This is a genomic window from Paenibacillus sp. FSL F4-0243 (genome assembly GCF_037963295.1).
Taxonomy (GTDB): domain Bacteria; phylum Bacillota; class Bacilli; order Paenibacillales; family Paenibacillaceae; genus Paenibacillus_AQ.
Genome location: NZ_CP150151.1, coordinates 164,656 through 179,246 on the forward strand (window position 1 = coordinate 164,656; position 14,591 = coordinate 179,246).

The following is a 14,591-nucleotide window of genomic DNA, read 5'->3' on the forward strand; positions in this document are numbered from 1 at the left end:
GGAACTGACGGATGCATATCGATTACCACACGCATCATGAGCGCTGCGGTCATGCCGTGGGCAAACTTGAGGAGTATGTGCAGCGTGGGATACAGCTTGGTCTTCAGCAGCTAGGGTTATCCGACCACTTGCCGCTCATCCATGTTGATCCCGCTAGCTATTACCCTGAAATGGCCATGCCAATGGCTGAACTGCCTCGTTATGTGGAGGAATGCCTGAAGCTGAAGGAACGCTATCGCGGAGTCATAGACCTGCGGGTAGGGCTGGAAGCAGATTATATTGAAGGCTACGAGGATCAAATTAGTGAGATTTTAACTACTTACCCATGGGATTATCTGATAGGCTCTGTGCATTTTCTCGGGGAGTGGGATATCACAGATTATCGACAGGTTGATGGCTGGGAAGGCAAGGATGAACTAGAGGTATATCGCCTTTATTATGATGCTGTAAAGAAGTCGGCGTTATCAGGATTATATGATATTATAGGACATATGGATGTTATTAAACGGTTCGGCTATGGTCCTCAGACACCAGAAGGTAAAGCAGAGGTGAGAACGCTGGAGCTGGAAACCTTAAAGGTTATAGCGGATAGCGGAATCGCCATGGAGCTGAATGCTTCAGGACTTACCAAGCCATGTGCTGAGATGTTCCCGGCGGAACATCTGCTACAGGAAGCTTTTAAGCTCGGTATACCGCTTACGCTCGGCTCGGATGCACATGACCCTGCCAAGCTTGGCGACGGCCTGCAAGAGGCACGTAGCATGCTTTGGCACACAGGCTTCCGTGAGCTGGCTGTATTTGAGGGACGCCGTCGTACCACTGTTCCGTTCAAACTATAATTTATAATCCGCAGGAGGGTATTATGCATCATCAACAATTACGTATTTTTTCCGGTTCGTCGAATCCAAAGCTGGCGGCAGATATTGCAGAGCGACTTGGTGTTGAATTGGGGCAGATTAAGCTGACCCGTTTCATGAGCGGCGAGATTTACGTGCATTACGAAGAGAGCATCCGGAACTGCGACGTATTTTTGGTGCAATCCCTATCCCATCCCATTAATGAGATGTTCGTGGAACTGCTCGTGATGATAGATGCTGCTAAACGGGCATCAGCACGTACAGTTAACATTATTGTGCCGTATTATGGATACGCTCGACAGGAACGTAAGTCTGCACCTCGTGAACCGATCTCGGCTAAGATGGTAGCTGATGTACTTACGACCGCGGGCGCAACCCGTGTAATTACTATTGATTTGCATGCAGCGGCAATTCAAGGCTTTTTCAACATTCCGGTCGATCATTTGACTGCTCTCGATTTGATCAGCAGCCATTTGAAGGCCAAGGCTATGTCTGATTTGGTCATTGTTTCTCCGGATGCGGGACGTGCATCTATGGCTGAGAAGCTCGCAAATAAGCTGGATTCACCTTTTGCCATTATGATCAAGAAGCGTCCAGCCCATAATGAATCTGTAATCACTCATGTCATTGGTGATGTCGAGGGACGTACACCGATCATTATCGAGGACCTTATTGATACAGGGACTACCATCGTGAATGTGGTTGAGGGTCTGAAAGAGAGAGGTGCGAAGGACAGTATCGTCTGTGCAACGCATGGATTGTTCTCAGGACCTGCGCTGCAGCGGCTTGACCATCCCTCTGTTCAGGAAGTGGTCATTACGGACTCTATTGCACTGCCAGATGATCATTCAAGTCGGTTTACGGTCTTATCGGTGGCACCGATGCTTGCACAAGCTACACGTATTATTCTTGAGGGCGGTTCGATCGATAAGCTTTTCAGAGACGCGGGAATTTAATTCCCCGTCTTTTTTATTTTTATGTGAAAAAGTTGCTGTTTGTGGAGTGGTAGAGTCTTTCTCAACTTGAGAATCTCGCGGTCACATGTGGTATACTGTGTGAAGATAGCCGCACCCATAAAGGGAACGGAATAGCGATTAAGTTTGGAGCTCCGGTATACCCCATTGGGCGCCGTCCTCCTATTTTTTCGTTAGTATAAAAGGAAGCTTCTTATAAGGGGGTGCCTTGCTTCCATGATGGAGAGAACTTCAGAGTATGAGGAGAATGGTAATGTTATTCCTGTCACTCTGAATGCCAATTTTTTCTTTGAAAGAGCCGTTCGGTCCTTGGATCGCTTTCAATATGATAAGGCATTAAAGAATTTTCGCAAAGCTGTAGAGTACGAACCGGAGAACCCGGTAAATCATTGTAACGTAGCAGGTGTATTATCAGAGATGGGTAATTATGAGGCGTCTAACGACATTTTGACCCATGTGCTGGAGAATATTGATCCTGGAATGACGGAATGTTATTTCTATATGGCTAACAACTTCGCCAATATGGAAAGCTATGAGGAGGCAGAACGCTCACTCGTTACTTATCTCGAAGAAGATGTGAACGGTGAATTTCTAGCCGAATCGGAAGAGTTGATGGAACTTCTGCAATATGAGCTCGATCGTCCTGCACCACTTATCCGGATTAGAAGCCGGGAAGGGGTAATAGAGCATGAGCGGGCCCGAGCGCTGTTGGAGGAAGGCAAGTTTACACAAGCCGTAACTTTGCTTGAAGAGATTGTGAGCAATACGCCAGACTTCTTGGCGGCGCATAACAACCTAGCCCTTGCGTATTTCTATATGGGTCGTTTTACCAAAGCCAAAGAATGCATTATGCGGGTGCTTGAACAGGACTCTGGGAATTTGCACGCACTTTGTAACTTGGCGATCTTTTTGCAGTATGAAGGTGACCGCGGGCAACTGGCTGGATTATTACGTCTGCTAGAGACGACTATTCCTTTTCACCAGGAGCATTTATTCAAGATGGCCACTACGATGGGGATTCTGGGACGGCATAGAACCGCCTATGGTCATTTTCGGCGCCTGCTGAAAGATGAGGAAGTCGGCGGTGACGCCAGTTTGTACCATTACTGTGCGGCAGCAGCAAGTAATAGTGGTCTCTATGCAGAGGCTCAGCGTTGCTGGCAAAAAGCTGCTAAGCTGGATCCGGAATCGGCTGTGCCGAGATTTTTTCTGGCCCAACTGCAGCAAGCACAGGGGGAAGGCAAGGCGTTGTCTCCAATCAGTTACAACTATCAGCTCCCCTTTCAAGAGCAGCTGAAGCTGTGGAAAGACAACAAAGGCAGCTTTGCTGAAGAGGTGCGGAACAATCCACTGCTTCGATCTTCCTTCTTCTGGGCACTTCGCTACGGTGATGCCAATACGAAGATTCAGGTTACGGAAGCTCTGCGCTGGATTGAAGATGAAGAAATGTCCGAGATTCTACAAGGACTTCTGAAGCAACAGCCATTGCAGGAAGAAAAGCTGCAGGAAGCTGCGCTTCTGAGCCTGCAGCGACTGATTGGTAGTGTTCCGGAGGAAAATGTACTTCAGGAAGCCAAAGAAACTTCTAATGCGCGTCTGAAGGGATTGCCAGAATGGAGAGAAGATTGGCAAAAAGTCATCGACCAGACGGTAAGTATGATGGACCGGAGATTTGATGCCGTCCAGAAAAAAGATGCTGAATTACTTTGGAAGCAATTCGTGAGTAGCATATATCCAGATGTTCCTTTTATCCGTCAAACGGAAGGCTGGTGTGCTGCCTTAGAATATCTGATCGCAAAAATGCATAACCTTCCAGTCACCTACCGCGAGGTAGCTCAGCGTTATGACGTATCCGTGTCGATGGTCAGCCGTTATGCTCGGCGTATCGATGATGAATGTAGTTTTCAGGGAAGTGTGAGCGACAGTCTTCCCCCGTTTACTGAAAATATCTAAATTCTTGATGCATAAACCCTATTGTGAGGAGGCCACTGTTATGTACAAAACGATTGTAATCGGAACAGGCCCGGCCGGGCTTACTGCTGCTATTTATCTGGCACGTGCCAACCTTAACCCACTTGTAATTGAAGGGATGCAGCCAGGTGGACAACTGACAACGACAACGGAAGTGGAGAATTTTCCAGGTTTTCCCGAAGGGATTCTCGGCCCGGATTTAATGGACAACATGCGGAAGCAGGCTGAACGTTTTGGTGCTGAATTCAAGAATGGTTGGGTGGATTCAGTGGATTTTTCACAGCGTCCATTTAAAGTGACAGTAGATGGTTTGGGTGTATTAGAGGCAGAGTCGGTAATTATCTCTACCGGTGCTTCTGCCAGATATTTAGGAATACCAGGGGAGCAGGAGAATGTGGGCCGTGGGGTCAGCACTTGCGCTACTTGTGATGGCTTCTTTTTCCGGAACAAGAAGATTATCGTGGTCGGTGGTGGTGACTCTGCGATGGAGGAAGCCAGCTTCTTAACAAGATTTGCTTCTAGCGTAACCGTGGTTCATCGTCGTGATGAGCTCAGAGCTTCAAAGATTATGCAGGACCGCGCACGCGATAACAGTAAGGTTGTGTGGGCACTTAACCGTACACCGCTTGAAGTAACAACCGGCGAGTCTGGAGTTAAGGGACTGACGGTTCGCAACAATGATACAGGGCTTGAAGAACTGATCGAAGCGGACGGAGTGTTTGTCGCTATCGGTCATACGCCGAATACCGGATTCTTGGGCGGTCAGATTACGACGGATACCAATGGTTATATTGTAGTAAATCCAGGTACTACTGAGACGAACATTCCGGGTGTATTCGCTTGCGGCGACGTACAGGATACCCGTTACCGACAAGCGATCTCCGCAGCGGGCACCGGCTGTATGGCAGCAATGGACGCTGAGAAATATCTTGAGGGCACAATGGTACATGACTGGAGCGAAAACTTGGGTAGTTAATATAACTAAATTAATCGGAATGAATTCAAGCAGGTGATCCTTATTTTAAAGGGGCGCCTGCTTTTTTGTAGCAGGAAGCTGGGTGCTGTTAAAATAACTGTAACAATGTCTTTCGAAAAGGGCTTGCGCATTTAAAAAATACGTTTACAATAAGAGATAATGTTAACGTGAACAATTTTAACATATTCAGCAATGAAATTATTGTAATTTAAAGAAATAACTAAGTTTAAATATCATAATTCAAAAATGTTCACGTTAAACTAATTGTAACTCCCATTATGATTATAAAGGAGAGCAGCAAACCTCATGAGCAAAAAATTCATGGATGAGAACTTCCTGTTGTCGAGCGAGACCGCCATTAAGCTGTTTCATAATCATGCGAAAGATATGCCTATTATCGACTATCATTGCCACCTCAGTCCTCAAGAAATCTATGAGAACAAGACGTTCAACAATATTACCGAAGCTTGGCTGTATGGCGACCATTACAAATGGAGAGTGATGCGGGCAAATGGTATAGAGGAGAAGTTCATTACTGGTGATGCTAGTGACTATGAAAAGTTCTTAGCATGGTCTAGAACCGTTCCTAAGATTATCGGGAATCCGCTCTATCATTGGACACATCTTGAGTTGCAGCGTTTCTTTGGAGTATATGATTTGCTAAATGAGGCTAATGCACCGAAGATTTGGGATGAAGTGAACAGACAGTTGCAAGGTGAAGGATATGGAGCAAGAGACCTAATTGTTAAATCGAAAGTAACTGTTGTATGCACCACCGATGACCCAGTAGATTCTCTGGAATATCATGAAAAAATCAGCAGCTTGAGTGGATTCGATGCCAGCGTAGTTCCGGGGTTTCGTCCAGATAAAGCCCTTGAGATTAATCGTCCTACCTTCAAGCCTTGGGTAGCTCAGCTAAGCGAAGTCTCAGGAATGGATGTTGAGAATTATGGTCAGTTTCTAGAAGCATTGGAGAGCAGAGTGAGATTCTTCCACGCCAGAGCGGGCCGTGTATCCGATCATGCTTTGGATGCAGTAATGTTTGAGCCTGCTACCTTGGAGGAAGCTACGGCTATATTCAACAAAGCTCTTCGTGAAGGCGTTGTAAGTGAGGGTGAAGAAAAGAAATATAAAGGGTTCACCCTTGTGTTCCTCGGGAAATTATATAGCGAGCTGGATTGGGCCATGCAATTCCATATCCATGCGCTACGCAATAATAACAGCGTAATGTTCGGACGACTCGGCCCTGATACGGGCTATGATTCGATTAATGATGGCGTGATTGCTAAACCGCTGGCAGGTCTGCTAGATGCGCTGGATCGTGAGAATGCGCTGCCTAAGACGATTTTGTACTCACTGAATCCAAATGATAATCATGTCATTGCTGGTTTAATGGGCTGCTTCCAAGGCTGCGGAATTCCAGGGAAGATTCAATTCGGAACGGCATGGTGGTTCAATGACAATAAGGATGGCATGCTGGAACAGATGAAGACGCTCGCTAATCTCGGTGTACTTAGCCAATTTGTCGGGATGCTAACAGACTCCAGAAGCTTTTTATCGTATACCAGACATGAGTATTTTAGAAGAATCCTATGTGATCTTGTTGGCTCTTGGGTAGAGACTGGAGAAGCCCCGGATGATATGGAGCTACTGGGCAGTATGATTGAGAATATCTGTTACAATAACGCTGATCATTATTTCAATTTCTCGAAACAGGCATTGGTGACTAGGTAATCGTTATGATATCCTTACATGGAAGAGACAAACCCGTTTGATAAGGAAGGTTGACCCATGGCACCTACAATCAAGGATATCGCCAAGCTGGCGAATGTTTCACATACAACTGTATCAAGAGCACTTAACAACAGTCCCCTAATTAAAGAAGTTACACGTAAAAAAATCGCCGAGATCGCTGCGCAAGTGGGTTACGTTCCCAATTACAATGCTAAAAGCCTTGTAATGCAGCGATCGTATACCATTGGCCTGTTCTTCACAAGCATTGCGAAGGGCACATCGTCCAGTTTCTTCTCTGATACGATTCGTGGTGTGAACAGCGTTGTAGATGTTGAATATAATTTGTTTATACGTGGGATCGATGATTATGCAGAGTATTCTTCTATTCATCGCAGACGTTTTGACGGAATCATTCTAATGAGCCAAAGCGAAGCAGATAATAAATTTATTTATCATGTGGTCCAGCAAGGCATTCCAATCGTTGTGCTAAACCGACAAATTGATGACCGCTCCATTATCAACATCATCTCAAATGACCGGGAAGGTGCTTATCATGCAGGCAAACACCTGATTGAATCTGGGCATCAAGACATTGCGATCATTGAAGGCGTCGAGGGCTTTAAATCCACGCAGGAACGCAGAGACGGTTTTATAAAAGCTTTGATTGACCATAATATCCCTGTTCGTAACGATTATATGAGAAATGGTAATTACGATATGCAAAGTGGGTATGAGGCGATGGGCAAGCTGCTAGATTTGGAAAAACCGCCGACGGCAGTATTTTGTTCCAATGACGATATGGCAATCGGGGCTATGAAAGCTGTTTTTGAGCGAGGGCAGCAGGTGCCAAACGATGTTTCTATTGTTGGTTTTGATGATATTGGATTTTCGCTCTTTGCGAATCCTTCGCTTACCACAGTTAAACGTCCTATTGAGAAGATCAGCGAGCATGGAGCCCTCAAGCTGCTAAGCTTAATTAAAGAACCTTTGGAGAATGACGGGCTAACCTCCATTGATACGGAGTTTATTGCGAGAGAATCGGTTAGAAAACTGTAGAAGCAAAAAGCTGAACATAGCAGCTTGATCCTTTCACTCGTAAAGGATTTTGAATTAAAATTTTCACGTGTGCATTAATTAATAAAATAATAATATAAATATTGTATTATAAAGTATGTTTAATTAGTTTATCGTGTGCATTAATAATCAGGAGGCGTTTATATGAGCAGATTAAATAGTGATAGTTGGAAAGCCTACAAGCAATATCCTGAGAAGGTTCTGCAATTTGGTGAAGGCAATTTCATGCGCGCTTTTGTAGATTGGCAGATTCATACCATGAATCAAAAAACGGATTTCAATGGTGGCGTGGTGGTTGTACAACCGCTGGGCAACGGACTTGCAGAAATGCTAAATGCTCAGAACGGTTTATATACGCTTTATCTCCAAGGAATCAAAGATGGAGCAGCGGTAAAAGAACATGAGGTCATCAACTGTATTACACGAACGCTTAATCCTTTTGCCCAGCATGAGGAGTATATGAAGCTTGCCGAAAATCCAGAGCTGCGCTTTATCGTGTCCAACACCACTGAGGCGGGAATTGCTTTTGAAGCAGGCGACAAGTTAACCGATGCTCCGCAGAGCAGTTTTCCAGGTAAACTGACGGCCTTATTGTATAAGCGTTTTGAATTTTTTAACGGTGATGCATCTAAAGGTTTTATCATCATTCCGTGCGAGCTGATTGACCGAAATGGGGATGAGCTTAAGAAGGTTATTTTGAAATATGCAGATTTATGGAATCTTGGAGAGGGCTTTGTAAACTGGCTGAATGAAGCTAACACCTTCTGCTGTAGTTTGGTGGACCGCATCGTTCCTGGATATCCAAGAGACACCATCGCTGAGATTACGGAAGAATTGGGCTATGAGGATAAGTTGGTCGTTGTCGGTGAGCAGTTCCATCTTTGGGTAATTGAAGGGCCGCAGTGGATTAAAGAGGAGTTCCCAGCTGAACTAGCAGGTCTTAATGTGCTCGTGGTAGATGATATGACCCCTTACCGGACGCGTAAAGTGAGAATTCTAAACGGAGCTCATACCGCGTTGACACCAGTAGCGTATTTGTACGGCATTGATACGGTTGCCGAGGCCATTGAGCACGAAGAGGTTGGGGCGTACGTGAAGTCCTTAATCTACGATGAGATCATTCCGACGCTGGATCTGCCGGTAGAGGAATTGAATTCTTTTGCAGACGCGGTATTGGAAAGGTTCCTGAACCCTTATGTGCAGCATTACTTGATGAGCATCTCCCTTAATTCTATCTCGAAATTTAAGACAAGAGATCTGCCTTCTTTATTGCAATATGTAGAGTCCAAAGGACAATTGCCCGAGAAGCTTGTTTTCTCAATGAGTGCATTAATTGCCTTCTATAAAGGACGTAGAGGGGAAGAAGAGATTCAGCTGGCCGATGATGCGGATATTTTGGAATGGTTCGCCTCCTTGTGGGGAGGATGGGATGGCACAGACACTGGGTTACGGGCACTGGCTGTCGAGGTATTAGCAGCGACAAATCGCTGGGGCTGTGACCTGAATGAAGTGGCTGGTCTTACTGACAAGGTGACAGAAGGGCTCATTGCGATTGAGAGAACAGGTATGAAGCAAGCGCTGCAAGCGTACGTGAAGAGACCTGCACACAACTAATACACAGGAGGTGGATAACGACATGATTAAGACTATGAAAGAGGTACTGCAGATCAACGAGGCTGATAACGTGGCAGTTGCACTTAAAGACTATCAAGCAGGCGACACCATTGTGATTGGTTCAAAAGAGATAAAAATTACGGAAGATATTGCTAGAGGTCATAAAATTGCACTAACCAGTATTAGCGAAGGCGAGAATGTATTGAAGTATGGTTATCCCATCGGTCATGCTAAAGCGCCTATCGTGCCGGGCCAGTGGGTGCATACCCATAATACGAAGACAAACCTAACAGGGGTTGAGGAATATACTTTTGAGCAGAAGCTGACCCCCAATCCTTTTAAAACGGAGAATTTGACCTTTAAGGGGTATCGTCGCTTTGACGGATCTGTAGGTATTCGTAATGAGCTGTGGATCGTCCCTACGGTTGGTTGTGTGAATGGAGTGGCGGAGCAGATCATCAATATTTTTAAGGCAGAGGTTGGGGATATTGCGCCGTTCGACAACGTGCTAGTACTTAAGCATAACTATGGTTGCTCCCAGCTGGGTGATGATCATGACAATACTCGTACAATACTTGCTAACGCGGTTAAGCATCCAAATGCAGGCGCCGTACTTGTGCTCGGACTAGGTTGTGAGAATAACAATTTGCATATTTTTAAAGACATGCTGGGTAGTTACGATGAGGATCGAGTGCGTTTTCTTGTCTCCCAAGAGGTTGGAAACGAGATTGAAGAAGGCGTAAAGCTGCTGAAGGAACTCTACAATAACGTACAGGGCGATCATCGGGAAGAAGTGGCACTCTCTGAGCTGAAGATTGGTCTGAAGTGTGGAGGCTCGGATGGCCTGTCCGGGATTTCAGCGAATCCCCTTCTTGGACGTCTGTCTGACTATATTGCTGCCCAAGGCGGCACAACTGTACTCACTGAAGTACCTGAAATGTTTGGCGCCGAAAAGATTCTGATGGAACGTGCTGCAGACGAAGCTATTTTCCACAAAATTGTTGATCTCATCAATGACTTTAAGCAGTATTTCATGGACTATAAACAGCCGGTATATGAAAATCCTTCGCCAGGCAATAAAGCCGGAGGAATTACTACGCTTGAGGATAAATCGCTGGGTTGCACTCAAAAATCCGGTAATTCCACGGTAATGGATGTACTCAAGTACGGAGAGCTTATCACTAACAAGGGCTTAAATCTTCTTAACGCGCCGGGCAATGACCTAGTGGCTTCGTCGGCTCTGGCTGCTGCCGGCTGCCAATTGGTGATCTTTACGACCGGACGGGGGACACCTTTTGGTACATTCGTGCCAACAATGAAGGTGTCTACCAATACCCCATTGTATGAAGGCAAACGTCACTGGATCGATTTTAACGCAGGTGTGTTGGTTGAAGATGGTTCTCCAGATGAGGTTCTGCGTGACTTCATTAACTACATTATCAGCGTAGCTAGTGGGGAATGGGTAAATAACGAGAAGAATAACTTCCGCGAGATATCCATATTTAAAACAGGAGTAACGCTATAATAAATAATTTATTACGAATTAGACTGTCCCTTATGCTATTAAGCTTAGGGGCAGTTTTTTTAATTTGACATTATTCATAATCCATCTTTAAAAGAACGGTCCTTGCTTTCTTCTGATTTAGTGATTGCAATCACAATTGCTTTGTACGGCCTATGCTAATCTGTTGTTGAGAATAGTTCTCATATAAAGGAGAAGAGTCCAATGGAAAAAATGCTGCGAATGGATGAGTCTATCTTCGAGATGGTATCCCGGCATCCAGAGGTCGTTGAGATTATGGTAGAGCTGGGCTTTAAGGACATTGCTAAGCCAGGTATGCTGCAGACCGCTGGCCGTTTCATGACCTTATCCAAAGGAATCAAGCTGAAGAAAATGGATCTCAACACCGTGAAGTTAGCATTTGAACGACATGGCTTCGAGATTATGAAATAAAGGAATCTATCATCAAAATTTCATTAAGGAGAGATCAATAATGAGTGAACTGATAAATAACCGCGAGGTTGATGTACCGGAGCAAACTCGTCGCCAAGCCATGCTCAAGGAGATTATTAAAGAACTGCATGCAGGCAAAAGTGTTGAAGAGGTTAAGGCACGCTTCGAGGAAGCTGTAGGTGATGTTACTGTTGCGGAAATCTCTGCAATGGAGCATTCGTTAATGACTGAAGAGGGAATTCCAGTATCCGAGGTACAGCGGCTTTGTTCGGTGCATACAGCAATATTCAAAGGCTCTATTGAGCAAATTCACCGCTCCTCAAAGCCTGAAGAACAACCCGGCCACCCAGTCCACACCTTCAAGCTAGAAAACCGTGAGATTGAAAGACTTGTGAACTTCCGTTTAGATTTGCATGCTACCAAATTCCAGAAGAATGACAGCGAGGAGCTGATCTTTAAGCTGCTGGAGGATCTTAGCTTACTGCTGGATCTAGATAAACACTATAGTCGAAAAGAAAATCTGTTGTTCCCTTACCTTGAAAAATACGGCATTTATGGACCAACCAAGGTAATGTGGGGCGTGGATGATCATATCCGTCGTATGATTAAAGATGCAAAAACAGCGCTCAGCAGCTACAGCGGAAATGCAGCAGATATTGGTGTTCAACTTACGGAGATCATCAAGGAAGTTAATGAAATGATTTTTAAGGAAGAAAATATTTTATTGCCTATGTCGCTGGATAAATTGACGGAAGACGAATGGGTCAAAATCGCTCGGGAGAGCGATGAGATCGGATTCTGCCTAACGGCGCCGGAACAGGAGTGGATACCCGAACGTGCCGCAGAGCCGGAAGGTGCAGCATTGCAGGGTGAAGCAGTGGGAGCCGCTCCGCAAGAAGGGTTCATCCGTTTTGAGACAGGGCTGTTGTCGTTGCATCAGCTCGAAACAGTACTCAATCACCTGCCAGTAGATCTGACATTCATTGATGAGAATGATGTCGTTCGATATTTTTCACACGGGAAGGAACGTATCTTTGCCCGAACTAAGGCAGTTATCGGCCGCACGGTACAGAACTGTCATCCGCCTCAAAGTGTTCATGTGGTGGAGAAGCTTCTGGAAGATTTTAAGGCAGGTCGTAAGGATGCTGAGGACTTCTGGATCAACATCAAGGATAAATTTATCTATATCCGTTATTTCGCTGTCCGCGACGAGACTGGTCGGTATATGGGTACGCTGGAGTTTACACAGAATATCGCACCTATCCGTGCACTGGAGGGGCAAAAGCGTATTTTGTCAGAATAAATGGGTGATTTAGGTTATTTTCCAGATAATAATATAGTCAGAAGACTCTCTTACTTAGTCGTAAGGGGGTCTTTTTAGAATATAATAGAGTATAGTATTAAAATAAGGAATTCCCGGGTGTGTTGTCTTTCCTTGACCACAGAGGGGGCTTCTATTATAGTTGGTACTTAGGATTAACTATTTTAGTATAAAAAAAGGTGGCTTGTTACATGTCTGAGAATATCTACGTTGGCGTGGATTTGGGTGGAACTGCAATTAAGGTTGGAATCTGCAATGCTGAGGGAACGCTACTGCATACTTATGAGGGACCCACAGGAACTGCAGAAGGTGTCGATACTGTTATCGATAATATCGAGAAGTATGTACGCCAAATTGTGGAGGATTCCCCGTACTCTTGGGATCAGCTTGCAGGTGTAGGCGCGGGCGTAGCAGGGTTCACAAATATTCGTGAAGGAATCATTATCCTTGCGCCCAACATAGGATTTAAAGATGTGCCGATTCGTTCCATTTTGGAAGACCGCTGGAACAAGCCTGTCAAAATAGACAATGATGCGAACGTGGCTGCACTGGGTGAAGCCTGGAGTGGTGCAGGACGCGGGATTGAAAACTGTGTCTGCTATACGCTAGGAACAGGTGTTGGTGGCGGAATCATTATTAACGGAAAGATTTATCAAGGTTTTGCAGGTCTAGCAGGTGAGCTTGGCCATATCACTGTAGTGCCGGATTTGGAAGCCATTCAATGTGGTTGCGGTAATATGGGATGTCTGGAAACCGTTTCCTCTGCTACAGGAATTATTCGTATGGCTAACGATGCAGTAGCTCGTGGTGATCGTACTTCCCTCTCAATGGTAGAGAAGATTGCTGCGAAGGAAGTCTTTGATGCGGCTAAGGCTGGCGATGAAGTAGCGATTCGCATAGTAAACCGTGCAGCATACTACCTGGGTAAATCTATGGCTTCTGTTGCAGCCGTGCTTAACCCTGAGGTCTTCATCATTGGTGGTGGTGTGTCTAAGGCTGGAGATATTCTATTTGATGAAGTTCGTCGTGTGTTTGCTAAGCTCGCACCGGCGCCGCTTCAGACTGGTGTTTCGATTATTCCTGCAGAGCTTGGTAATGATGCAGGTATTGTGGGTGCAGCAGGTCTTCTGCTTCGTTCTTAAAAGATAGGGAGTATTCATATACTAATTTAGGGAGGGGACGCTTTAATGACCGAATTGGACAATACTCCAACGGCTGGAGCCACCCTGATCATTATTACCGGAATGTCAGGTGCGGGTAAGACAATTGCTGTGCAGAGTCTGGAAGACCTAGGGTTCTTCTGTGTCGATAATTTGCCGCCGGTGCTGATCCCTAAGTTTGCAGAACTGATTGAGCAGTCGAAGGGTAAGATCGCCAAGGTAGCGCTTGTAATTGACCTGCGCGGTAGGGAATTCTTCACTGCTCTGTCCGAGTCTCTAGCCTATATCAAAGATGAGTCAACCATTGGCTGTGAAATCTTGTTCTTGGATGCTACGGATTCGGTGCTTGTGCAGCGTTACAAGGAAAGCCGGCGTCATCATCCTCTAGCGCCTAAGGGACTTCCGCTTGATGGTATCAAGCTGGAACGTAAAATGCTTGAGGAATTAAAGAATTCAGCTACATTATGTCTGGATACTAGCAGTATGAAACCAGTGCAGCTCAAGGAGAAGATCGTTTCTCGGTTCTCGCATTTAGGAAAAAGTACACTCTCCGTGAACATTACATCGTTCGGATTTAAGTATGGTATTCCTATTGATGCAGACCTCGTCTTCGATGTTCGCTTTTTGCCTAACCCACATTATGTGGATCATCTGCGGCCAAAAACAGGTCAGGACAGCGATGTCTATGACTATGTAATGAAGTGGCCTGAAACACAGGTGTTCCTGACCAAACTGCTCGATATGCTTCATTTCTTAATTCCGCAATATCGTAGGGAAGGTAAATCCCAGATTATTATCGGCATTGGCTGTACAGGCGGGAAACACCGTTCAGTAGCCATTTCTGAATATTTGGGCAAAATGCTGGGCGTCAGCGAAACGGAATCCGTAGCCGTTAGTCATCGGGATTCCGAGCGTGATCGGCACTAATGAGAGAAGGGGTCCATAGTGGCTGAAGA

Annotated in this window: 12 protein-coding genes; all 12 read left to right on the plus strand. The window is 45.5% G+C overall.

All coding sequences use genetic code 11. The features are described 5' to 3' along the window. The first annotated feature begins 11 nt into the window (after positions 1–11). The 12 genes from hisJ to rapZ all read left to right on the plus strand — a co-directional run bounded on the left by hisJ (position 12) and on the right by rapZ (position 14,562). Positions 12–839, plus strand: coding sequence for a histidinol-phosphatase HisJ (hisJ, locus tag NSS87_RS00815; protein ID WP_339244241.1), 828 nt, complete (start codon positions 12–14; stop codon positions 837–839). A gap of 23 nt (positions 840–862) precedes the next feature. After that, positions 863–1,813: a ribose-phosphate pyrophosphokinase gene (locus NSS87_RS00820; protein ID WP_042123288.1), complete on the plus strand. Its 951-nt coding sequence runs from the start codon at positions 863–865 to the stop codon at positions 1,811–1,813. A gap of 234 nt (positions 1,814–2,047) precedes the next feature. Further along, positions 2,048–3,784, plus strand: a complete 1,737-nt coding sequence (locus tag NSS87_RS00825; protein WP_339244243.1) for a tetratricopeptide repeat protein — start codon at positions 2,048–2,050, stop codon at positions 3,782–3,784. Positions 3,785–3,824: 40 nt separating this feature from the next. Then, the gene (gene trxB, locus NSS87_RS00830; RefSeq protein ID WP_149647951.1) at positions 3,825–4,778 is read left to right on the plus strand and encodes a thioredoxin-disulfide reductase; all 954 of its coding nucleotides are present in this window, start codon (positions 3,825–3,827) and stop codon (positions 4,776–4,778) included. A gap of 306 nt (positions 4,779–5,084) precedes the next feature. Next, positions 5,085–6,512 (plus strand): glucuronate isomerase, encoded by a 1,428-nt coding sequence (gene uxaC, locus NSS87_RS00835; RefSeq protein WP_339244246.1) that lies wholly within the window; start codon positions 5,085–5,087, stop codon positions 6,510–6,512. A gap of 57 nt (positions 6,513–6,569) precedes the next feature. Beyond that, positions 6,570–7,568, plus strand: coding sequence for a LacI family DNA-binding transcriptional regulator (locus NSS87_RS00840; RefSeq protein ID WP_339244247.1), 999 nt, complete (start codon positions 6,570–6,572; stop codon positions 7,566–7,568). A 162-nt stretch (positions 7,569–7,730) separates the two neighbouring features. Then, positions 7,731–9,200: a tagaturonate reductase gene (locus NSS87_RS00845; RefSeq protein ID WP_339244249.1), complete on the plus strand. Its 1,470-nt coding sequence runs from the start codon at positions 7,731–7,733 to the stop codon at positions 9,198–9,200. A gap of 34 nt (positions 9,201–9,234) precedes the next feature. Beyond that, on the plus strand, positions 9,235–10,725 hold the full coding sequence (locus NSS87_RS00850; protein ID WP_339248361.1) for an altronate dehydratase family protein: 1,491 nt from the start codon (positions 9,235–9,237) through the stop codon (positions 10,723–10,725). Between the two features lie 201 nt (positions 10,726–10,926). Continuing rightward, the gene (locus NSS87_RS00855; RefSeq protein WP_042184022.1) at positions 10,927–11,154 is read left to right on the plus strand and encodes a DUF1858 domain-containing protein; all 228 of its coding nucleotides are present in this window, start codon (positions 10,927–10,929) and stop codon (positions 11,152–11,154) included. Positions 11,155–11,194: 40 nt separating this feature from the next. Then, complete coding sequence (locus NSS87_RS00860) at positions 11,195–12,457, plus strand: DUF438 domain-containing protein (RefSeq protein ID WP_339244251.1); 1,263 nt, start codon at positions 11,195–11,197, stop codon at positions 12,455–12,457. A gap of 209 nt (positions 12,458–12,666) precedes the next feature. Next, the gene (locus NSS87_RS00865; RefSeq protein ID WP_042184026.1) at positions 12,667–13,617 is read left to right on the plus strand and encodes an ROK family glucokinase; all 951 of its coding nucleotides are present in this window, start codon (positions 12,667–12,669) and stop codon (positions 13,615–13,617) included. A 45-nt stretch (positions 13,618–13,662) separates the two neighbouring features. Next, on the plus strand, positions 13,663–14,562 hold the full coding sequence (gene rapZ / locus NSS87_RS00870) for an RNase adapter RapZ (RefSeq protein WP_042123306.1): 900 nt from the start codon (positions 13,663–13,665) through the stop codon (positions 14,560–14,562). The last annotated feature ends 29 nt before the right edge of the window (positions 14,563–14,591 follow it).

Bases quoted from the DNA above. Each gene is read 5' to 3' on its own strand.
- hisJ (WP_339244241.1), top strand. From the start codon at position 12: ATGCATATCGATTACCACACGCATCATGAGCGCTGCGGTCATGCCGTG.
- NSS87_RS00820 (WP_042123288.1), top strand. From the start codon at position 863: ATGCATCATCAACAATTACGTATTTTTTCCGGTTCGTCGAATCCAAAG.
- NSS87_RS00825 (WP_339244243.1), top strand. From the start codon at position 2,048: ATGATGGAGAGAACTTCAGAGTATGAGGAGAATGGTAATGTTATTCCT.
- trxB (WP_149647951.1), top strand. From the start codon at position 3,825: ATGTACAAAACGATTGTAATCGGAACAGGCCCGGCCGGGCTTACTGCT.
- uxaC (WP_339244246.1), top strand. From the start codon at position 5,085: ATGAGCAAAAAATTCATGGATGAGAACTTCCTGTTGTCGAGCGAGACC.
- NSS87_RS00840 (WP_339244247.1), top strand. From the start codon at position 6,570: ATGGCACCTACAATCAAGGATATCGCCAAGCTGGCGAATGTTTCACAT.
- NSS87_RS00845 (WP_339244249.1), top strand. From the start codon at position 7,731: ATGAGCAGATTAAATAGTGATAGTTGGAAAGCCTACAAGCAATATCCT.
- NSS87_RS00850 (WP_339248361.1), top strand. From the start codon at position 9,235: ATGAAAGAGGTACTGCAGATCAACGAGGCTGATAACGTGGCAGTTGCA.
- NSS87_RS00855 (WP_042184022.1), top strand. From the start codon at position 10,927: ATGGAAAAAATGCTGCGAATGGATGAGTCTATCTTCGAGATGGTATCC.
- NSS87_RS00860 (WP_339244251.1), top strand. From the start codon at position 11,195: ATGAGTGAACTGATAAATAACCGCGAGGTTGATGTACCGGAGCAAACT.
- NSS87_RS00865 (WP_042184026.1), top strand. From the start codon at position 12,667: ATGTCTGAGAATATCTACGTTGGCGTGGATTTGGGTGGAACTGCAATT.
- rapZ (WP_042123306.1), top strand. From the start codon at position 13,663: ATGACCGAATTGGACAATACTCCAACGGCTGGAGCCACCCTGATCATT.